Source organism: Coprococcus sp. RTP21428st1_C9_RTP21428_210409 (genome assembly GCF_040227395.1).
Lineage (GTDB): Bacteria > Bacillota > Clostridia > Lachnospirales > Lachnospiraceae > Coprococcus > Coprococcus aceti.
The window spans coordinates 34,899-56,288 of sequence record NZ_JBEHVV010000013.1 but is presented as its reverse complement, the minus strand read 5'-3'; the positions used below and the strand labels follow the sequence as shown (position 1 = coordinate 56,288).

Genomic DNA, 21,390 nt, shown 5'->3' with positions numbered 1-21,390 from the left:
TATATATGTTGTACTATGCATCTCTATCGGCTACACATATTCTACAGTGTAAAATATGTTGTTCCACAATCCGCATGTTACTCTCTGTACATAAGGTAGCTGTACATATCTGCATAATCATGTCTCTCATTCTTGATGAAATCGATGGCTTCCCTTGGATGCTGATTCAGCATTCCGGTCAGCATGTATGGCACATCATAGCCCCATACTGCATCTCCCTTTGCCTTGAGCGGAACCATGTACTGCTCTATGAACTTCAAGATGTGGTACAGGTTGTACTTTGGATTTCTGAGGAATCCAAGAAGAAGCTCAAGCGCACAATTTCCTGCGCCCCTGCCCATACAGCTTACAGTTCCATCGAGCATGCTCGCACCACTCCTCATTGCCTCAACAGTATTGGCATAGGCAAGCTTTAAGTTGTCGTGTGCATGTATTCCTATCTTCTTGCCATACTTCTCTCCAACTGCGACATATTTCTCCGCGAGTTTCTTGATCTGCTCAGGGTACAGTGAGCCGTAGCTGTCAACAATGTATATTCCATCTACATTGCTCTTACCAAGCAGCTCAAGGGCAAGATCGATATCCGACTCCTGGTCCTTTGAAACTGCCATGATATTACATGTGGTCTCGTATCCCTTTGCATGTGCATCCTCAATCATCTCGATGGCTGCAGGCATGGTGTTGATGTATGTCGCCACCCTCACCAGATCGATAACACTGTCGGCTCTGTCGATGATATCCTTCTTGTAGTCGCATCTTCCGACATCAGCCATAACTGAAATTTTCAGATCTGTATTGTTCTCTCCAACGATGGCTCTTATATCCTCCTCGTTGCAGAACTTCCATTTGCCGAATTTGTTCACATCAAACATTTCCTTGGAGGCCTTATAGCCGAATTCCATATAATCAACCCCCGCCTTGATGTTCGCTTCATAGAGGGCTCTTATAAACTCGTCAGTAAAATAGAAATCGTTGACAAGTCCTCCATCTCTTATTGTTGCGTCAAGTACCTGAATGTCAGGTCTGTAGGTGATCAGATCTCCGCCTATCATAATAGTGTCCTCCTTCTTGTTTTTTATTTTGTTTTTTGATTTTCTCTTTTTGTTTTTCTCTCTGATATTTCTGAGTTTATTTTCTACAAATCTGTTTTCCAATTTGTATCTTCTAGATATTTTTCTCAGTTTAAACTTACGTCACTTTAACGCGTTGGTGTATGTTAGTGACTTTATTTAGTATAGCACATAAATAAATTAATGCAAGGACTTTATTCAAAAATGCAATCTTTGGTGATTCTGTTTTTATCCTTTTTCGCAGGGAAAGCAAAGTCTTAGGATAATTTTATCCTAAACAAGCGAAATATAGCCCAAAAGATACAACTTTCTGGAACTTTGTATCTTTTAGGCCTAAATTGTTGATTTCTGGATAATTTTTAGCTCAGATCCTCGCCGTTAGTCTCGATGACCTTCTTGTACCAGTAGAAGGAATCCTTTCTGTATCTCGCAAGATCCTTCATGTCAAACTCATCTCTGTTGACATATATAAAGCCGTATCTCTTGGTGATTCCCTCGTGGGTGGACACGAGATCAATTGCTGACCAAGGACAGTAACCCATCATCTCTGCGCCCTCGTCTGCTGCCAGCTTGATCTGCTCTATATGCTTTCTTAAGTACTCTATACGATAGTCGTCGTGTACCTTGCCGTCCTCTGTGAGCTTGTCATATGCGCCAAGACCATTCTCTGTCACGATCATAGGAAGGTGATATCTGCTGTACATCTCTCTTATAGTTGCCCTGAAGCCGTCAGGGTCTATCTCCCAGCCAAACTCTGTGCGAAGAAGATTTGGATTTGGATACGCCTTGTATACCCCCGGCTCAATACCGGCTGATTGCTGATCCTTTTTTTCTGAGTCCGTCACAGCAACCGGGCTGTCATCCCACTCAACCGTTGCAGTGTTATAATAATTGAAACCTATAAAATCAGGCTTTGCCTGCGCCATGATATCCATATCTCCAGCCTCAATAACAGGGATAGCGTCATGCTCTTCAAGGAACTTCCACACCAGGTCGTTGTATCTTCCATACACTGCCATATCAAGGTAAAGCCAGTTTCTTATCGCGTTGAAGTTCTGTGCTGCCAGGACATCCTTCGGCTTACATGTGGCAGGATATACCAGTGAAATATTTGGTGCAGGACCAATCTTTGCACCAGGACACATCTCATGGAGAAGCTTCATGGCCTTTGCCTGAGCAAGGAGCATGTGGTGATTCTCCTGATAAAGCTTCTTGTATTTATTTGTCACGCCCTCCATATTGCAGGTTCCGATCACGTCACCCACAAGTGTGAGCATGTTCTGCTCATTGATAGTCAGCCAGTACTTTACTCTGTCGCCATAATTTGTGTAGAGAAGCTTTGCAAATTCAACAAACTCGTCAACACTCTCTCTTCTCGACCAGCCACCTTTTTTCTCAAGAGCCGCAGGAAGATCAAAATGGAACATTGTGACAAGCGGCTCGATTCCGTACTTGAGGCACTCATTTATCACATTGTTGTAGAAGTCAATTCCCTCCTGGTTGACTCTGCCGGTTCCCTCTGGGAGGACCCTGCTCCACGCGATGGAGAATCTGAATGTCTTGAATCCCATCTCAGCCATGAGGGCTATGTCCTCTGCATATCTGTGGTAAAAATCAGCACACACATCCAGCTCACTTGTTCCCACTGGAACTGTCTTGATATCCTGCACACTTGGACCCTTGCCGTGTGACAGATTGGCACCCTCAACCTGATATGCGCTTGTCGATGCTCCCCAGAGAAAATTCTCCGGGAGTCCATGTTTCTTTGTGATTATCATAATTTTCCCTCCATGGATTTACATTTTCAATAGTATTTATAAAAGAGATGAACCATCTGTTCCAGTTCATCTCCATCTTACGTTTGTTTTATTGCGATTTTATTTCACGCCCTCATACTTCTGCTTATAGTTGTACAACGCGCCAAGAAGATTCGAATCATTGCGGAACTTGCATGTGTCGATAACCATGCCATCGTAGGTCTTTGTAATCTTTCTTATCTTGTCCACATACTTCTTAACCCCCGGAACAAAGTTCGGATTGGCACTCATTCCACCTCCGATAAGTATGACATCCGGATCTATCGTCATGTACAGGTTACAGCAGAGCTTTGCTATGGAGAAGTATGAGTCCTCAACCATATCTATGATCTCCTGATTGCCCTCATCTATCCATTGATATACCATCTCACCGGTCACCTCTTCTGGCTTCATATGCATTATCTTGGATGCCTTGTATGTAATGGAGCTTGCAGTACATGTTGAGGTTACCATGAACGGGTTATATTCAAATGTCTCCTCAACAGTCAGCTCTTCACAGCATCTGACATTATCAGCTTCTTCCCTTGTCATGTTCATGAGGGCATATGACAATTCACCTGCCAGAAGTCTCTTGCCTCTGTGGATCTTTCTGTCAATGATTATTCCACCGCCGATTCCTGTACCCACGACAACGACTACTGCATTTGTAGCCGTACTGGCATTGCCCAGCCACAACTCTGCGAGAGCCGCACATTTGCCATCGTTCTCAAGGGCTACAGACACACCGCCGCATGCCTCTGATATGAGATCACCAAGATGTGCACCATCAAGATACTTGATCCCGCCACCGCCGTACACTATGCCGCGCTCGACATCTATCTGTCCAGGAAGCCCCATGGCAATTCCTGTTATGTCACAGTCCAGTACCTTCTCGTCATACACCTTCTTGATCTGCGCCACAAATGCCGGAGTTCCAGCCTCGGCATATCTGTCGGTTGGAGTCTTACCCTTTCCCGATATATTGCCCTCATCGTCCATTAACGCATACTTTATAAATGTTGCCCCTACATCAAATACTAAATACATAAGTCCCTCCTCTATAACACGTCCTCTGACAGATGACAGAACACGTAACATTATTCTTAATGTATTATCCCATCTATCCGATATTTAGCCAATTGTTTTTCATATTTTTTTTATAGAAAAATTTACAAACATGTATAGTAAACACAGGACTGACAGCACTATTTTTTCATAAGGAGGACTTATATATGATTCAACGAACAAATTCAGACATGTTGTTTACTGATTTCTATGAGCAGTGGATAACCACATACAAACAAGGCGCAATACGCCCAGTCACCATGAGCAAATATAAGATGGCTCATCAATGGCTTGTCAGGCTTATCCCAGATCTCAAAATCGGCGACATAACCCGGATTACCTATCAACAGCTGCTTAACAACTATGCCGCCGAACACGAGCGCCAGACAACGATGGATTTTCACCATCATATAAAATGCGCTATTCTTGACGCCGTCGATGAGGGTCTGATAGAAAGAGATCCAACCAGAAAAGCAATAATAAAGGGACGGCCGCCAAAGGATAAAAAGCAGAAATATCTCAATCAGTTTGAACTCCAGAAGCTTCTCGCCAATCTGGACCTGGGAACCAACGTCAGCTGGGACTGGTTTATATTGCTGGTGGCAAAAACCGGTATGCGTTTCTCCGAGGCCCTGGCTCTGACTCCAAAGGATTTTGATTTCTCACGCCAGCTGGTTTCCGTATCCAAAACATGGAACTACAAAGGAGATGGAGGATTTCTACCTACCAAAAACAGATCGTCCATACGCAAAATACAGCTGGACTGGCAGACCGTCATACAATTCGCCGGATTGCTGAAAAATATGCCGGAGGACGAACCTATATTCATAAAAAAACAGGTGTACAATTCCACAGTCAACGATGTTCTCGCCAGACACTGCCGTGAAATTGATGCACCTGTCATTACTATACACGGGCTCAGACATACCCATGCGTCTCTGTTATTATTTGCCGGAGTATCCATAGCCAGCGTAGCAAGGAGACTTGGTCACTCCAGTATGACGACAACGCAGAAAACCTACATTCATATCATACAGGAGCTTGAAAATAAGGATGTCGATGTGATCATGCGTTTTCTGTCAGGACTGAACTAAAACTATCGTATGTGCCTGTCAGTCCCTTTATTCGATATCAAATCCTCCCGACAAAATGTACTTTCTAAGAAGGGAATCAAGTTTCGATCTGACCTTTCTCTTAGGAATATCTTCACCCTCTTTTTTATCAAAATAAGCCTTTGCAGTATCTATGTCGACGCTCTGTACCAGATCATTATACTGTCCAAATGCATCAATATCATTCTCCGTCACATGCTTATCCATGATATCTCTTAATTTCTGCTCATGCAGTCCCAGTATTTCTGCCATTCTGTGTATCTGATCATTCTTTGCCCTTGCCTGATATTCAACGATATAATCCCTCACACTTCTGTCATCATGAACAATCAGATCACCATTTTGAATGTCCTTCAGGACTATATTCGCAAACTTCTGTTCATCCTGGGACAGACTGGCAAATGATCTGTGGAGTTCATTCAGCGCAGCATCCACTGTCGCCTCATCTGCATGTTCATCAAGGGTCTTTATATACTTCTTAAATCTGCTGTCCATGTAATCGGCATCTATCTTCTCAGTTGAAAGTGACATAAGATATGGGTCTATGTCATAAGCTGCGTCTTCGCCGCCGCCATCTCCGCCACGGCTCAGCTCCTTGTAACGCATAAGCAATGCATCATAGATTCCCTTGTCAAAATCCACTGTATATACACCACTTACTCCATCTGAGTCTTCAACCTCATATGTAAGCTTATCCCATACAAAGCCCTGAACCTTCGCCGGTTCAAGGTACTTATTCAGCTCCCTGAAAAGCTTTGAAAATTTTTGTCTCTCAGTGGGATCTGATGGCAGTCTGGAAAAATCATCTATTCCTGCAGACGCAAACAGATCCTTTATCTCCTTAAAGCACATGTTCATTCTCTGTATATTCTCCGGAAGCTTCATCACAAACACACCATATGCTTTATTACCTGAATACTGCTCAAATGCATATTCTATAATATTTTTCATAGTATAAGGTCTTCTGTAATATCTTATAATTCCATGTGACTTATCCTTCGTAAACACCCTGTTTGTCCTTGAAAATGCCTGTATGATCATCTCAATATTTGTCCATTTGTAAAATTTGTCCATGTACAGAGTGTTGAGCCACTTCGAATCATATCCTGTGAGCATCTGATCTACAACTATAATGATGTCAAGACACTTGGAACTGTCATTGTGAATTGCCACATATGGCGATTTGTGAGCCAGCCTTGCACATACATCTCTCTTAAACGATGCATATGTCGGTATAGTAAATCTCACTCCAAACGTATCATAATAATCTTTAAGGACATCATTTATTCCGTCTATCTTCTCAATGCTGCCCTCTCTGTTGTCATCATGAGGATCAAAAACTGCTGTGAATTTCAGGTTGGTATTTCTGGACTTCAATTCCTTGTAATATGCCATAGCCTCCGGAATACTACTTGTTGCCAGCATGGCATGGAACTTTCCAAAATGGCTCTGCACATCCCAATTCACAAGTATGTCGTCTACAACAGCCTTCCTGTGCTCAGCTCTGTTGTACTGAACGTCCTTTATACACCCCTCTATGCTTTCCGTCTCACGGCCGTTATCATCGAGAGCTGCCCCCATAGGAACATCCTGCATCCAGTGCATATATATGCGTTCTTTTTCAGGATTGCCCTTTACATCCTGGATACTTTTGGCCTTTGCTTTCTCCAGAGCAACCACCTCCCGGAGATCCCTGTCCTTATATGTAGGCTGTGGTATCGTATCGAATCCAAGGACATTTCCATCCCTCATGCCATCTGCAACTGTATATCTGGTACCCTCAAGCTCATCTCCAAACACATCTGCTGTGGTAGTATCCTTTTTCTTGTTTATTTCCAGAATGGGTGTTCCTGAAAATCCGATGAATATAGCTCTTGGGAACGTAAACTTTATCGTAGAGAGCATATCGCCAAATACACTTCTGTGACACTCATCTACTATAAATACGATTCTTTTCCTGTTGATCTTCTCAATATCTGCGGCATTGAGGCCATCTTCATCCTTGATCCTGCTCATCTTCTGTATAGACGTTACTATAAGTGTATCCCTGACAGAATCACTCTTGAGTTTTGTCAGTAATACCTCGGTATTCTCTGTATCCTGTACATCATCAGTAGCATCAGAAAAACCTCTGTATTCCCTGAGCGACTGTGTACCGAGTTCGATCCTGTCCATCAAAAATACTACCTTGTCCGCATCCTTGGAATTGGCAATCAGCTGTGCGGATTTGAAACTTGTCATAGTCTTTCCCGATCCGGTTGTGTGCCATACATAACCGCCATATATACTCTGATCATTCCACTTCATCTCGCTCACGCGCTTGGAAATCTTGCTCGCTGCATAATACTGGTAACTTCGCATAACCTTAAGTACATTGTCAGACTGATCTGCAACACTATAGAATCCAATAAGCTCATGCGCCATCGGTATCGAAAGCAGCAATTCAGCTATTTTGTCCCATCTGTTTATCGGATTATTATAGCTGTCAGCCCAGTGGAAGCAGAATTTCTCGTTATATGATTCATAGCTTCCCGGATTGGCAAAATATACACACTCCTCCGGATTCATCGCCACAAATATCTGAACCAATGAGAATAATCCTGTAAAAACGCCTTCATGAAGATACTTACATATCTGATACTGAGCCTCCGAAATCGGAACCATGCTTTTCTTAAGCTCCACGTGTATAACCGGCATACCATTTATAAGCAGACAGAAATCACCTCTTCTATCTGGATAAATATCGTTCTTGGCACTGAATTTCGGTTGCCTGGCAATCTGATATCTGGTTTTGCCCGCCGCAATCTCATTCCTGTCAAATATCTTAAGCGACACCAATTTGCCAAAATTATGCTCGTCAGCCTCGTTGTCCCTGGTAATCTGTACCGTTCCGCCATTTATAAAACCATTGAGTCTGAGCGGTGTCTTGAGAGCCCTTATCTGTTCAAGAATCTGCTCCATCTCACCATCAGTAAGAGGATAGTCCCCAAGCCTGTCTATACTCCGATTGTTCTCATACAGTATATCCGCCCAGTTTCTGATAAGTTCCTTCTCTGTTTTATAATTTAATATGCCGTCCTTCCACCCCTTCTGCTCAGACAGCATCTTCACAAGATCATCTTCAAATTGCTTTTCACTGTTGTAGCCCATGTGTGTCCTCCCCATGTTTTATATATTTTTTATTGTGACACAGATTTAGTTTTTTGCAATATTTTGTTTGAGGAAAAAGTATTTTTTCTAGTAAGATTTCGAGGGATTTTTGCTTACAATGTCAGAAAGCTTTGTGATAAAATTATCCACGAAAATTGTAGTTGTTTTCATAAAAGCTACGTTAGACTAGGTGTTCTTCTGTTGAGAACAATGTAGCCTGGAGTACATATCAGCGAGGTGTATCTGATGACAATTGGTAAAGTCAATGATAAGTATATTGAAATGCAAAGCAATGAATATACGGATGGAAAAAATGTTATGCACTAGGATTTGACAAAACTTAATTAAAATCGGCTATTATTTTTAACTGCCGAAATTAGTTGAATTTTTAATGTGATTGCTATATAGTTTAGTTGGAGGTGATTTATATGAGTAAAATCGCTGAAGATAAAAAGTTTATCACAACCACAGAACTAAAAAATATGGGGTATACCTATTACAAAATCGACAAGCTTGAAAAGGTTGGAATACTGTCGAGGATAAACCGTAGCACCTATGAAAATCTTGAGTACAAAGGCGATGAAAACGATTTTTTTAGTGCCGAGGCTTATGTGCCGAACGGAGTAATCTGTCTGATGAGTGCCGCTCGGTATTACGGACTTACAAATTTTCTTCCAGATGCTGTAGATGTTGCGATAGAGCGCAAAAAGAAAGTAAATACACTGCCGGAATGGCCGGAGATAAGGATTTTTTATTTTTCCCAATCTCGAATGGATATCGGTGTAAAGAAAATCTATGAGGGTAAAAATTGTTTTCATATTTTCGATATTGAGAAAACAGTGGTAGATATTATTTACTACAGGAACAAGATCGGAATTGAAGAAACATCCGAGGTGTTTAAAAATTACCTAAAACGCAGGGACAGACAAATAGACAGGATTTACGCCTACGCAAAACGGCTGCGTTGCGAGAAAGTGGTAAGAACATATCTGGAGGTGCTTATATGATGAATGTTGATTCAGTAAAGGCGAGACTTAAAAACTTCGCAATAAAAAGTGGTTGTACTTTTCAGGAAGCTCTTACTTACTATGGTCTGGAAAGAACAATCTACAGAATTTCGATATCAGAATATGCAGATAATTTCGTTTTGAAGGGCGGCATATTCCTTTATGCATTATTCGGGCGCAATTATGAAAGAGCAACAACGGATGTGGATTTGCTTGCGCAAAGGATATCAAACGGCAGTGAAGAAATGAAAAGTGTGTTTCAAAAAATTTTTTCTCGGGATGTTGATGATGCGCTTGTGTTTGATGTGGATTCTATTACAGTTGAGGACATTACAGAGTTTAAGGAATATCATGGCTTGCATGTATCATTTGTAGGGTATCTCGACCGAACGAAAATACCAATTAGCATCGATATAGGTTTTGGAGATGTAATCTATCCGGAGACTGTCAAGATGGACTTTCCTGTAATACTTGATATGGAATCACCAAGAGTGAATGCTTACTCATTGGAAACATCGATTGCAGAGAAAATGGAAGCTATTATTCATAATGGATATCTTAATAGCAGATATAAGGATTTTTATGATATCTATGTTCTTTCTAAAAAATATGTGTTTTCTTATGCAGAGCTTCGGAATGCTGTTATACAGACATTTGAGAATAGAAAAACACCAATGACAATGGACTCCGCTGCTTTTAGCGATGAATTTCTAAATGATCCAGTGCATCAGACAAGATGGAAATCATTCTTAAAGAAGAAGAAAGCACTTATTCAGGTATCTATGTCAGATGCTATGGATTGGATAAAAGCTTTTGTGCGTCCGTTGTTTGAAGGAACGGAGAAAACAAGATGGAATCCTGAACAGGGTAAATGGGAATAGTAGTGGTCGAAACTGAAAATGCGTTTTTAAGTATATATTTTTGTGATTTATTACTGTGATTTGAATGAGCTATTGCTTGGGAACAGCGTAAGTTGGGGGATGTAGTTATTGATCATAATGCAGGAATCTATATTAGCAAAGAAGATTATGGAAAAGGCACTAATGTAATCGGGGTTGGAAATATATATGACAGTGATATTTTCGATGGGGAAATCTATCGATTGGGACCAGTCAATGATGACAAGTTTATATTGGAAGAGAATGATATCATTTACGGTGAATCTTCAATTGTGCCAGAGGGAATCGCAAGAACAGTTTGTATAGGTAAAAACGGCGCAGGTAGTGCATTTGCGTGGCATACAAGAAGGGTCAAATTAGATAAAAACGTTGTTAATTCTCATGTAGCAACATTGGAGTTAAATTACCTCCATGACATCAGAAAATATCTTGTTAGTGTGTCAACCCAAACCGCTTTAACAGGAATGACAACAGATGGCTATTTTGGAGCAACGTTGACCCTTCCATCAATACAGGAACAACAAAAAATAAGTGACTATTTCAAACAGCTCGACCACCTCATCACCCTTCATCAGCGTAAGTATGACAAGTTGGTAGTGATCAAAAAATCCATGCTTGAAAAAATGTTTCCGAAAGATGGACAGACTAAACCGGAAATCAGATTTTCGGGATTTACTGACGATTGGGAACAGCGTAAGTTGGGGGATATATTGGTTAGTTTACAGAATAATACACTTTCAAGAGCTGATCTATCGAACAAAGATGGTGTTGCAAAAAATGTTCATTATGGTGATATCCTTATCAAGTTTGGAGAGGTATTGGATGTAAGCAAAGAGTCGCTTCCTATGATTTCTGATGAGGGAGTATTGACTAAATATAAATCTTCATATTTACAGAATGGAGATGTGATTGTTGCAGATACGTCAGAAGACTCAACCGTTGGAAAATGTAGTGAAATAGCGGGATTGAATGGTGAGATTGTAGTGTCTGGATTGCACACTATTCCATACAGACCGGTGGAACAATTTGCCTCTGGATATTTGGGATATTATTTAAATTCTAGTGCTTATCATAGTCAGTTGATACCTTTGATGCAGGGAATTAAAGTTACATCAATTTCAAAATCCGCCGTGCATGATACGGATATTATTTATCCTAAAGCAAAGGAAGAACAGTCTAAAATTGGTAAGTATTTTCAATCACTAGATCATCTCATCACCCTTCATCAGCGTGAGTTGGAAAAATTGAAAAAAATAAAATTATCGATGCTCGAAAAGATGTTTGTATAGCAAAAATTATAATGCCAGCCAGAATGATCACGCGATTAAAAATTTTACTGGTTGGCATTATCATTTTGTTTGTAAAAATTTGCTTAACTTACGGTTTTAAGCTCAATTTTCACGAAAAATAGTAGATTTGTTCAGAAATAGCCGTGAAGATACCTTACGCTGATGAAGAGTGATGATGTGGTCGAGGTTGGAGAAATAAACACCAATCTTTTCTTGCTCTTCAATATTCATAGGCATCATTATTTTCCATTTATCTAATTTTGAGGTACTAATAAATGGTTGGTCGGACCCAACTGCCTCTACCAATGTATGCTTTAATATTTCCTGAGATAGAAGAATATAACTAAAATCTTTATCACACCCCGCTTTATATACTATTTTCCCGGCTCTTTGATATAGCATAAAATTATTGTATTTGCTTGGTATTCGTGCAATTTTAAGATTTCCATTTGTGATTGGTCGATTTAATCCAACAACAATGTCTCCTTCTTTTAAAACAAATTCCGGATATTGTTCAATAAATGATTCTGGTAAATGGTTTAAATTATCATCGTTTATTATTCCATGTTGAATAGACTCACCATTTATTAATCCAGCTCCATCATCACAATAATCAGTCATTTTAAATGCATAGCCAGAACTCATTTTATAATAATCCGCAAACTTACGCTGTTCCCAATCATCAGTAAATCCTTTGAATCTAATTCCCGGCTTTTTTGAATTATCACCCATACTATTCACCTCCGAGAAGCTTTTTCAGGCATGCAAGTCCTGCCATATCGAACTCATTTCCAACCAGGTCATCGAGCATTTTGCACAATTCTGCCTCAGCACTGTGAATTTCATTCTCTATGTCAGTCAGGGTATTTGCATACTTGCTGCTGAGAGCCTGAACCTTCTTCTCAAGATCACCCACAATGCTCTCCGGTATGGTCTTCATGCCAGCGGATATTGGGAATATCCACTTTCTGTATAACATCTCATCAACCTCTGCATCTGTCAGATTCTCAATAACAGTCTTGGTCTTCATGTGAAGTTCAACATTCATGTCCTTCACTGCCTTTTTCAGATCCTTCTCCTCTTTAGACAGCGCAGTATATCTCTCTAGTGTAACCTTCAATGCCTTCTCTTCCTCGGTATCTGCATTTCTAAGCTCTTTAAGCCTAACGGCAACACCCTTTGCATTGAAAGCATCCTGGGTATCATTTAATATATCACTCTGCTTGTCGTCCTCAGTAAGATTGTCGATTAACTCCTCATACTCTGATGATATATCATTGATACGACGCTCTTTTTCTGTGATCTGTGCCAATTCATCCCGGAGCAATTCCTTCTGTACAAGATCAAATGGCAGTATTCTACCCTTCCAGCCGTCCTGAACTTCCTTATCTTTCTTGACAACCATGTTTGGATCAACACCTCTGACCGCATCCTTGCCCTCTGTCAGGATCACATCAAAATCCATGGCAATTGTATTCCAATTGTCATCAAGTATCTGATACGCAGCGTATTTGTCTACAAGCGGTACGTCCGCCAATCTTGCAAATATATCATCTCCTATCACCGCCTCTTCCTTTGAAACCTGTACAGTTTCCATGCCGGTGATCAGCTTATTTCGAAGTACATCATCAAAATCTGCAAACGAATCCGTAAACTTCTTTCTGAACCGCTCTATATCAGCACTGTTCTCTATCTCTTTCTTAACATTCTCCACCTTCACACTGGAATAAGGCGTACCATCACCAGCAAATAACAGATCTCTAAGTTCCGGGAACGCATCCCAATACATGGACAGCTCATCTATCTCCGCATTCGGGATTCCTCCCATCATGCTTGCATATATATCCCATGATTCTGCATTTTCCGAAGAGTCCACATACCTTGGGATGTTCAGATTGTATTCATTTGCACGTATTTCTGATCTGCTTACAACCTTTGAATACTTATCTATATTTTTTCTGGATATATATGTGTCAACAATACGCTTTATATCCGATGCTTGAAGCTTATTATTTTTGCCCTCTTTGACATACCCCTTTGAGGCATCAATTATGAGAACATCATTGTTATCTCTCTGCTGCTTTAAGACCATGATAATCGTTGGTATGCCAGTTCCAAAAAATATGTTTGCAGGAAGACCAATTATCGCATCGATATTATTTTTCTCTATAAGGTTTGTCCTTATGCGCTCCTCCTCGCCACATCGGAACAACACTCCATGAGGAAGTACTATAGTCATAATGCCATCCGGCTTAATATGATACAGGTCATGCAGAAGAAAGGCATAGTCCGCTTTGCTTTTTGGTGCAAGTCCATATTCACTATATCTCGGATCCAGCTCCTTGCCTTCAGGAGACCACTGCTGCGAATATGGCGGATTAGAGACTACTGCATCCACTCGCAGAACAGGTGGATAGCTTTCGAGATCTATAGGCCAGTCATCCTCCAGCGTGTCCGCATTTCTCGTAAATATATTTGACGGATTTATCCCCCGCATTACCAGGTTCATTCTAGTCAGATTGTATGTATTCTCCTTAAGCTCCTGTGCATAATATCTTATACTGTCACGGCTCATATACTTTGACGCACTATGTCCTATATTAATAAGCAGTGAGCCTGAGCCTGAAGTTGGATCATATATTGCGATATGCTCTTTATCCTTCAGATGATATGCAACAATCTCCGACATGAGAAGAGACACTTCGTGTGGGGTATAGAATTCCCCGGCCTTTTTTCCGGCATTTGCCGCAAAATTCGATATCAAATATTCATATATGAATCCCAGCACATCGTATCCCTGTTTCTCGTCCATCGGTATATCCTTGATGAGCTGAAGCAGATCGCTGATAGCCTTTGTTCTGGCATTGCTAGTCTCTCCAAGCTTTGACAGGCCGGTCTGAAGTGTCTCAAATACTCCTGAAAACACTTTCTTATGCGAATCATTTATAAGACGCTCAAATGCCGACAAAGCATCTGTTACATTGGATGCATCAAAATCGCGCCCCATACTGATCCATGTTGAAAACAGGTTTCTGTATTCTATAAAATAGCCCAGATTATGACGGCACTGTTCCACAACCTCTTTGTCTTCTTCTACAAGCTCCGGAAGATCACCATCCTCCCAATCATTCTTTTTCAGATATTCAACCTCTCTGTCAGACAAAAACTTGTAAAATATAAATCCTAAAATATAATCCTTGTACTCATTTGCCTCTATCTTTGAACGCATCTTGTTCGCAGATTCCCATATTCTTGAGGCAAGCTGCTGTTTGTTCATCTCTCTCCTCCTATCACCTTGTCACTCTTGTTCTCTCCACAGCATCCTTCCAGCCTGCAAGGAGCGTCTCCCTCTTATCCTCGGTTATCCCCGGCTCAAATCTTCTGTCGGCCTTCCAGTAACCCTTGATCTCATCCAGACTGTCATAGTAGCCAACCGCAAGTCCAGCCAGATATGCAGCGCCCAGAGCTGTTGTCTCCGTGATCACAGGCCGCACAATCTCGGCATTCTCTATATCTGCCTGGAACTGCATCAGGAAGTTGTTGGCACTTGCACCACCGTCCACTCGCAGGCTTGTGATAGAAAGTCCTGCATCCATCTCCATAGCCGCAAGAACATCCGATGTCTCATATGCCAGCGATTCGACTGTCGCCCTGACAAAGTGCGCCTTATTTGTTCCCCTTGTAAGGCCGAACACTGCCCCTCTGGCGTACGCATCCCAGTAAGGAGCGCCAAGTCCCGTAAATGCAGGTACCACATATACACCATTACTGTCCGGCACAGACAGAGCAATGCGCTCAGTATCCGCAGCATTGTCTATGAGCTTCATCTCATCTCTGAGCCACTTGATGGCTGCTCCAGCCACAAACACACTTCCCTCAAGCGCATAGCTGACTTTTCCGTCAAGTCCTATGGCTATGGTGGTGAGAAGTCCCTGCTGCGAGTCAACTGCCTTATCCCCCGTGTTCATGAGGAGGAAACAACCTGTTCCGTAGGTGTTCTTCACATCTCCTGCCTCAAAGCAGCACTGTCCGAACAGCGCAGCCTGCTGATCTCCGGCAACTCCCGCTATAGGCACCTCACCGCCAAATATCTCTCTGTCCGTGTATCCGTATATCTCACTGGAATTTCTCACTGCCGGAAGCATGCTCTCCGGGATGTTGAACTTTGCAAGCAATTCCCTGTCCCACTTCAGTGTATGAATGTTGAATAGCATGGTACGCGATGCGTTCGTGTAGTCCGTTGCATGGACTCTTCCGCCTGTGAGCTTGTATATAAGCCATGTGTCAACAGTTCCGAACATCAGCTCCCCTGCCTCTGCGCGTTCCCTGGCTCCAGGCACATTGTCAAGTATCCACTCTATCTTCGTTGCAGAGAAATATGGATCAACTATCAGTCCCGTTTTCTCTCTTATCACCTTGTCATATCCTTCAGCCTTAAGCTGCTCTATCCTGTCCGCAGTTCTCCTACACTGCCACACAATGGCATGATACACCGGATTGCCGGTCTTTCGATCCCACACTATGGTTGTCTCTCTCTGATTGGTGATTCCTATTGCGGCTATGTCCTCGGTGCGGATTCCCATGGTCTCCCTCGCCTCCATCATCACCGACATCTGGGTTGCCCATATCTCCATAGGGTCATGCTCCACCCAGCCGTTATTCGGGAAATGCTGGGTGAACTCCTTCTGTTTCACTGAGCATATCCTGCCTTCCTTATCAAATATTATCGCCCTTGAGCTGGTCGTTCCCTGATCCAGCGCCATTATATAATCTGCCAAATTGCCCTCCTTCTGATTTACGGACGCTCGGCCCTAGTCATTTTTCAAATAATTTTCCCTCAGGTGTTCGTTCACCCTCTCAACCTCTGCCTTGAAGTCCCGTGAGGACATGCGGATCGCGCCCTGTCCCATGGTGACTATCTGCTCCAGTCCGTCTGATGTGACCACAGTGACCTTGTGCTTTCTCGCAATCTCATGTGTGAGCTTTTCTATATGCGCATCCGCGGTCTCACCCTCCTTGGTGTACACAACCTCTATATCGTCATAAGGAAATCTCTCCCCCTTGTTGTCCTTCACCTTGTAGCCGTCAAATACCACTATCAGATGACAGTTCATATATCCCTGATAGTTCGACAGGATATCCATGAGTTTTCCTCTCGCGGAGTCTATGTTGTGCTCCGACAGTTCCCGAAGTGTATCCCACGCAAATATGACGTTGTAGCCATCCACTATGACATAGTCCTCGCCACTCTTTCTGCGCTTGAATGCTCCAGGTGTTGCTATCCCTCTATCGGCTGGCCTGCTGCCCACAAGAGGCCCATTCCCAGGCTGTCTGTCTCTGGACTGACTCTTATTATACTGTCCATTTACTTTATACTCAGATGTAGTTCTCCTGAATCTTCCGTTCAGTGCCACATCCTTGTCCTTGTAATCTCCGCCAAATGTCCTTGCAAATATCTCGCTGAGCTCCTCATCTGTTATGGACATCTCCGATACACTCTTTCCCGGCCTGTTCACCGGAATATCCATAGCATAGCCATCTTCCGTGTAGCCAAGCTGGCCCGAGATCTCAAATCCCGGATCCTCCTTCACATGCATGTTCTCATACACATCATACCAGTCCACCAGATAACCTGCACCATGGGCGCAGAATACCGATGATGATGGATTAAATCTGTCAAGCTCAGGATCATAATGTCTCTCAGCCAGAACCTCTTCGGTGTTGTGGCATGGCTGATAGCCGTCTATATCCACCTGAAGCCTGCCTGTACCTCTGGAAAATGCTGTGAGTTCACTGTAATACTCTCTCATGGTATATACCGGGGCATGTCCCGTGATGACTGTCGTCTCACCGGATATCTCCTGACCGTCCATAGTTCCGCTCATCTTCACTATGTCTGCAAGAACCCTTCCGGCATATTCCTGTGGTACCTCTATTTTAAATGCATACACAGGTTCCAGCAAGACACTTTCCGCCATCATAAGGCCCTGTCTCACCGCCCTGTATGTCGCCTGTCTGAAATCTCCACCCTCAGTGTGCTTCTGATGTGCGCGCCCCGCAGTGATGCTTATCTTCATATCCGTGATTGGTGATCCCGTAAGCACTCCCCTGAACTCACGCTCCTGAAGATGGGTGAGTATCAGTCTCTGCCAGTTCTTATCCAGTACATCCTCGCTGCAAATGCTGTCAAAGCACATTCCACTGCCATTTTCCATAGGTTCAAGCAACAAATGTACCTCTGCGTAGTGCCTGAGCGGTTCAAAATGTCCTACACCCATGACTGGAGCCGCGATCGTCTCCTTGTATGATATCCTGCCCTGTCCGTATGTGATGGCAATTCCAAACCTGTCTCTTACCATCTGAGCCACTACCTCAAGCTGTACCTGCCCCATGACCTTGATGTATATCTCTCCTGCAGTCTCATTCCACTGCACCTGGAGCTGGGGATCCTCTTCCTCAAGCAGTCTGAGCTTTGACACCATCGTGACCGCATCCACATCAGTCGGGTACATGACCTTATAGCTGAGAACCGGCTCCAGACTTGGGAGCTCTCCATCCGGGCAGGCACCGATTCCCTGTCTGCCGTAGGTATTCACAAGTCCCGGAACAGCACAGACACATCCGGCGGGAACCTGGGTTACCATGTCGTACTTTGCACCGGAGTACACCCTTATCTGGTTTACCTTTTCAAGTGTTTCCTCGCCCTGTCTGCCTGTAAGCGTGAGTACATCCTTTAGTCTCAAGGTTCCCCCTGTGATCTTCATATAAGTCAGCCTCTCTCCTTTGTCATCACGGCCGATCTTAAATACCCTCGCGCCAAATTCATTCATTCTCTGAGGCTCAGTCACATATCTGTTCATTCCATCCAGCAGCTCAGCCACGCCATCATTTTTAAGTGCTGAACCAAAATAACAAGGAAACAGCTTTCTGTCTGCCACAGCCTTAGCTATGTCATCTTCCCGGTTTTCCCCGGTCTCAAGGAATCTCTCTAACATGTTCTCATCGCACATAGCTATGTGTTCACCAGCATCTTCACATAAAAAATCGACACAGCCATCACTCAGTCTGTGTCTGATATTGTCCATGAGATACTCCCTGTCATACCCCGTCATGTCCATCTTATTTACAAATATAAATACAGGAATCTCATATCTCTCAAGCAGTTTCCACAGTGTCTCCGTGTGGCTCTGAACACCGTCCATGCCATTGATTACCAAAACTGCATAATCGAGGACCTGAAGAGTCCTCTCCATCTCCGTTCCGAAATCCACATGTCCTGGAGTGTCAAGCAGTGCTATATGCATATCACCAAAGTTAAGCTCCGCCTGCTTGGAAAATATCGTAATTCCCCTGTCCTTTTCCTGACTGTCTGTATCAAGGTATGTATCCTGATGATCCACACGTCCAAGCTTTCTGATACGTCCAGTCTGGTAGAGCATCGCCTCGGAGAGTGTGGTCTTGCCTGAATCAACGTGGGCCAGTATGCCCGCGACTATGTTCTTCATATGTATCTTTTTCCCTTCACCAGCCGATATATATCACCTGCCACGCATCTTGCTGACCATTGATATATATCGGTTCTTTATAAACTCATTTATCGGTTCAGCTATGAGTCTGTATCCGCCATGCTATCGCCATCCGGGATTCCCTGTTTTTCATTCTGCGCCGCCTTATATCTCTTGAACCTCTTGAAGAATATGGCTGTAAATGCACCTATGATAAAAGGGAACATGAATGTGGCAAATCTATAGAGAAGTGCCATGGCTCCGGCTGCAGCAGAACCAACAAGTCCCGAATAGATCGCTGTCATAACAAGCTCACTTGATCCGATTCCTCCCGGCATAGGAATGACTGCCGCCAGCATGACACTCATGGCTGTTATACCTATTGACGTGACAATATTCATATCACACAAGTTGTGACACACTATATAAGGTATGGCAAACCAGCACGCGAACTTGCATATATCAAGCAGCATGACTACCACTATAAGCCACGGTTTCTTAAGCACAACCCTGGTGGCATCCTCCATCATAGCTGTCTGCTCACTTAAACTGTCAATCTGCTTTGCAAATCGTCCTTTAAACAAAGCATCAGCTTTTTCAAGAAGCCATCTGAGGAATCTGTGAAACGGCGGCCAGCACGCAAAGAGCACTATCGCCATCGTTATGAGTATGGTCGCTATAACGCCGAGGACAACATATGAACTGTATTTGCCAAATACTCCAAGCATATATTCTCTGTTCGCAAGAAACAATGCCACCGCCATAACACATATGGTCATCTTGTGTATCGCATAATCAATAGAGTACAGACCAAGCGCTTTCGACGGCTGTATTCCGCAGTGTTTCATGAACAATGTGGATGCCACTATGGTACCGCTTCCAAGCGTTGACACCCTGTAAAATGACACAAAATACGTCATAATATTTGCATCGAAAAATGTCATATTGTTCTCCACCTGTCGCATGAGGATAAACGTTATGCAACTCTCTATCACTCCGTATAAAAGCGTCGCTCCGAGAATAGCTGCCACGACCACAGGACTTGTCTTTACAAGCTGCGACATTATAGGGCCTGCCATGTCACGGAACACATATATGATAAGTCCGACCAGCACCAGCACACACAACCATTTTATAAGTGTTTTCTGTCTATCTGATAGTTTTTTCATAGTCTTATATCCCTTTTCCCCTAATATCAATTCATTCAGATCAGTCTTATCCCAATCTGCCCACCATCTCAAATGCACCGGCAATTAGCTGCTGATCTCATGTTTCGTACAATAGATTAACAAGCTAAAGTGAAAAAAACAAGCATTTGTTATTTCATTCTGACATAATAGGTAGACTTGCCTGTACCGCCTCTGCCTATATCGCCCTCTTTTACGAGTTTTCTGAGTGCTCCCTCTACCGAACTGATGCTGAGAGACGGACAAAGTTCCATTATATCCTGCTTTGTAAACTTTCCTATTTTCAGCAGTATTGCTTTTCGCACCATCTCAATCGCCGGCAACTTTTCCTCTACGATTTCAAAGCGCTCCTCAAAATCCTTATAAGCAGCCAGTATTGTCCCAAGGAGATATTTTATAAACGGGATCACGTCCTCTGTGCCCTCGTGCCAGCTTGCCTGGGCTTTCCCAAGCGACTCATAATATAACTCCTTATTCCCCGCTATCTTTGCCTCAAGAGAAATATACTTTCCAACATAGAATCCGCTTCTATATAGCAGAAGCGTTGTGAGCAGTCTGCTCATTCTGCCATTGCCATCATTAAACGGGTGTATGCACAGAAAATCATGTATGAAAACAGGAATGACGATCAGCGGCTCCACCTCGAAATTACCGATCACCCTGTTGTATTCCCCACATATCCTGTCCAGCGCTTCCGGTGTCTCAAATGGAGCCATCGGCGTGAACAGGACTTCCGTTTGCCCATCAGGATAAGTTGCGCTGATATAATTCTGCACCGTCTTTGTCCTTCCTGCAAATGGGTTATTCATATGACTGTACAACATCTTATGCAGCTGAAGTATATAATTCTGAGTTATAGGTATTGCATCAAAGCTTTCATGTATAACCCCCAGCACATCCCTGTAACCTGCTATCTCTTCCTCGGCTCTGTTCTTCGGTGTGGTCTTCTCCTCAACCAACTGCTTTATTCTTGTATTTGTTGTGACTATACCCTCTATGGCATTGGACGCCTCCGTGCTCTGGATCTTTGCTATCTCCACAAGCTTATCCAGTTCATCTGGACGCTGTCTTAAATACAGTTCCTGTTTACCTGCATATCTATATATTGCAGCTATGAGTCCAAGCACTTCAGAATCCCATTTTTCTTCTTTTATTTTACTGTAATTAAAAGTTCTCATTCCCTTAATCTACTCCTTTTCCCTTAAATACTAGCACATTTTAAGGGAAAGTCAACCCAATTAAGGGCATTTCCCCTCAATGTTCTATCAGTTTTAAGGTTATCCAATTGTATACTATTTATGCAGCTAATT

The 21,390-nt window shown here is 42.9% G+C and carries 14 protein-coding genes; 4 read left to right on the top strand and 10 right to left on the bottom strand.

Going from position 1 to position 21,390, the window contains the following annotated elements:
• Nucleotides 1-77 precede the first annotated feature (77 nt).
• The 3 genes from ABUA34_RS04455 to ABUA34_RS04445 form a co-directional block, all read right to left on the bottom strand.
• Nucleotides 78-1,052 (bottom strand): aldolase catalytic domain-containing protein, encoded by a 975-nt coding sequence (locus ABUA34_RS04455; protein WP_015534020.1) that lies wholly within the window; start codon nucleotides 1,050-1,052, stop codon nucleotides 78-80.
• 377 nt (nucleotides 1,053-1,429) lie between these two features.
• Nucleotides 1,430-2,848 (bottom strand): glycoside hydrolase family 1 protein, encoded by a 1,419-nt coding sequence (locus ABUA34_RS04450; protein WP_349822902.1) that lies wholly within the window; start codon nucleotides 2,846-2,848, stop codon nucleotides 1,430-1,432.
• 99 nt (nucleotides 2,849-2,947) lie between these two features.
• Nucleotides 2,948-3,913 (bottom strand): ROK family protein, encoded by a 966-nt coding sequence (locus ABUA34_RS04445; RefSeq protein WP_055273877.1) that lies wholly within the window; start codon nucleotides 3,911-3,913, stop codon nucleotides 2,948-2,950.
• 185 nt (nucleotides 3,914-4,098) lie between these two features.
• Between ABUA34_RS04445 and ABUA34_RS04440 the strand changes: the two genes are divergently transcribed.
• A complete protein-coding gene (locus tag ABUA34_RS04440) occupies nucleotides 4,099-5,025 on the top strand; it encodes a site-specific integrase (protein ID WP_349822901.1) in 927 nt (308 codons plus the stop codon).
• Between the two features lie 27 nt (nucleotides 5,026-5,052).
• Here the strand turns inward: ABUA34_RS04440 and ABUA34_RS04435 are convergent, their stop codons facing one another.
• Complete coding sequence (locus ABUA34_RS04435) at nucleotides 5,053-8,193, bottom strand: type I restriction endonuclease subunit R (RefSeq protein ID WP_349822900.1); 3,141 nt, start codon at nucleotides 8,191-8,193, stop codon at nucleotides 5,053-5,055.
• Between the two features lie 428 nt (nucleotides 8,194-8,621).
• On the opposite strand from ABUA34_RS04435, the gene ABUA34_RS04430 reads away from it, so the two are divergent.
• From ABUA34_RS04430 to ABUA34_RS04420, 3 genes are all read left to right on the top strand, one after another.
• Nucleotides 8,622-9,200: a type IV toxin-antitoxin system AbiEi family antitoxin domain-containing protein gene (locus ABUA34_RS04430; protein WP_238050795.1), complete on the top strand. Its 579-nt coding sequence runs from the start codon at nucleotides 8,622-8,624 to the stop codon at nucleotides 9,198-9,200.
• Entirely contained in the window at nucleotides 9,197-10,081 is an 885-nt protein-coding gene (locus tag ABUA34_RS04425) for a nucleotidyl transferase AbiEii/AbiGii toxin family protein (protein WP_349822899.1), read from the top strand. The genes ABUA34_RS04430 and ABUA34_RS04425 overlap by 4 nt, the downstream gene beginning before the upstream one ends.
• 71 nt (nucleotides 10,082-10,152) lie before the next feature.
• Nucleotides 10,153-11,388 carry a restriction endonuclease subunit S gene (locus ABUA34_RS04420; RefSeq protein ID WP_349822903.1) on the top strand — a complete coding sequence of 412 codons (1,236 nt, stop codon included), beginning with the start codon at nucleotides 10,153-10,155 and terminating at the stop codon, nucleotides 11,386-11,388.
• A 102-nt stretch (nucleotides 11,389-11,490) separates the two neighbouring features.
• On the opposite strand, the gene ABUA34_RS04415 is transcribed toward ABUA34_RS04420, so the two are convergent.
• The 6 genes from ABUA34_RS04415 to ABUA34_RS04390 all read right to left on the bottom strand — a co-directional run bounded on the left by ABUA34_RS04415 (nucleotide 11,491) and on the right by ABUA34_RS04390 (nucleotide 21,258).
• Nucleotides 11,491-12,120: a restriction endonuclease subunit S gene (locus ABUA34_RS04415; protein ID WP_349822898.1), complete on the bottom strand. Its 630-nt coding sequence runs from the start codon at nucleotides 12,118-12,120 to the stop codon at nucleotides 11,491-11,493.
• Between the two features lies 1 nt (nucleotide 12,121).
• Nucleotides 12,122-14,665, bottom strand: coding sequence for a type I restriction-modification system subunit M (locus ABUA34_RS04410; RefSeq protein ID WP_349822897.1), 2,544 nt, complete (start codon nucleotides 14,663-14,665; stop codon nucleotides 12,122-12,124).
• Nucleotides 14,666-14,678: 13 nt separating this feature from the next.
• Nucleotides 14,679-16,166: a glycerol kinase GlpK gene (glpK, locus tag ABUA34_RS04405; protein ID WP_349822896.1), complete on the bottom strand. Its 1,488-nt coding sequence runs from the start codon at nucleotides 16,164-16,166 to the stop codon at nucleotides 14,679-14,681.
• 33 nt (nucleotides 16,167-16,199) lie between these two features.
• Nucleotides 16,200-18,893 carry an NYN domain-containing protein gene (locus tag ABUA34_RS04400; RefSeq protein WP_349822895.1) on the bottom strand — a complete coding sequence of 898 codons (2,694 nt, stop codon included), beginning with the start codon at nucleotides 18,891-18,893 and terminating at the stop codon, nucleotides 16,200-16,202.
• A 101-nt stretch (nucleotides 18,894-18,994) separates the two neighbouring features.
• Nucleotides 18,995-20,062, bottom strand: a complete 1,068-nt coding sequence (locus tag ABUA34_RS04395) for a lysylphosphatidylglycerol synthase transmembrane domain-containing protein (protein ID WP_349822894.1) — start codon at nucleotides 20,060-20,062, stop codon at nucleotides 18,995-18,997.
• Between the two features lie 149 nt (nucleotides 20,063-20,211).
• Entirely contained in the window at nucleotides 20,212-21,258 is a 1,047-nt protein-coding gene (locus ABUA34_RS04390) for a Fic family protein (RefSeq protein WP_349822893.1), read from the bottom strand.
• Between the last annotated feature and the right edge of the window lie 132 nt (nucleotides 21,259-21,390).

Bases quoted from the DNA above. Each gene is read 5' to 3' on its own strand.
- ABUA34_RS04455 (WP_015534020.1), bottom strand. From the start codon at position 1,052: ATGATAGGCGGAGATCTGATCACCTACAGACCTGACATTCAGGTACTT.
- ABUA34_RS04450 (WP_349822902.1), bottom strand. From the start codon at position 2,848: ATGATAATCACAAAGAAACATGGACTCCCGGAGAATTTTCTCTGGGGA.
- ABUA34_RS04445 (WP_055273877.1), bottom strand. From the start codon at position 3,913: ATGTATTTAGTATTTGATGTAGGGGCAACATTTATAAAGTATGCGTTA.
- ABUA34_RS04440 (WP_349822901.1), top strand. From the start codon at position 4,099: ATGATTCAACGAACAAATTCAGACATGTTGTTTACTGATTTCTATGAG.
- ABUA34_RS04435 (WP_349822900.1), bottom strand. From the start codon at position 8,193: ATGGGCTACAACAGTGAAAAGCAATTTGAAGATGATCTTGTGAAGATG.
- ABUA34_RS04430 (WP_238050795.1), top strand. From the start codon at position 8,622: ATGAGTAAAATCGCTGAAGATAAAAAGTTTATCACAACCACAGAACTA.
- ABUA34_RS04425 (WP_349822899.1), top strand. From the start codon at position 9,197: ATGATGAATGTTGATTCAGTAAAGGCGAGACTTAAAAACTTCGCAATA.
- ABUA34_RS04415 (WP_349822898.1), bottom strand. From the start codon at position 12,120: ATGGGTGATAATTCAAAAAAGCCGGGAATTAGATTCAAAGGATTTACT.
- ABUA34_RS04410 (WP_349822897.1), bottom strand. From the start codon at position 14,665: ATGAACAAACAGCAGCTTGCCTCAAGAATATGGGAATCTGCGAACAAG.
- ABUA34_RS04400 (WP_349822895.1), bottom strand. From the start codon at position 18,893: ATGAAGAACATAGTCGCGGGCATACTGGCCCACGTTGATTCAGGCAAG.
- ABUA34_RS04395 (WP_349822894.1), bottom strand. From the start codon at position 20,062: ATGAAAAAACTATCAGATAGACAGAAAACACTTATAAAATGGTTGTGT.
- ABUA34_RS04390 (WP_349822893.1), bottom strand. From the start codon at position 21,258: ATGAGAACTTTTAATTACAGTAAAATAAAAGAAGAAAAATGGGATTCT.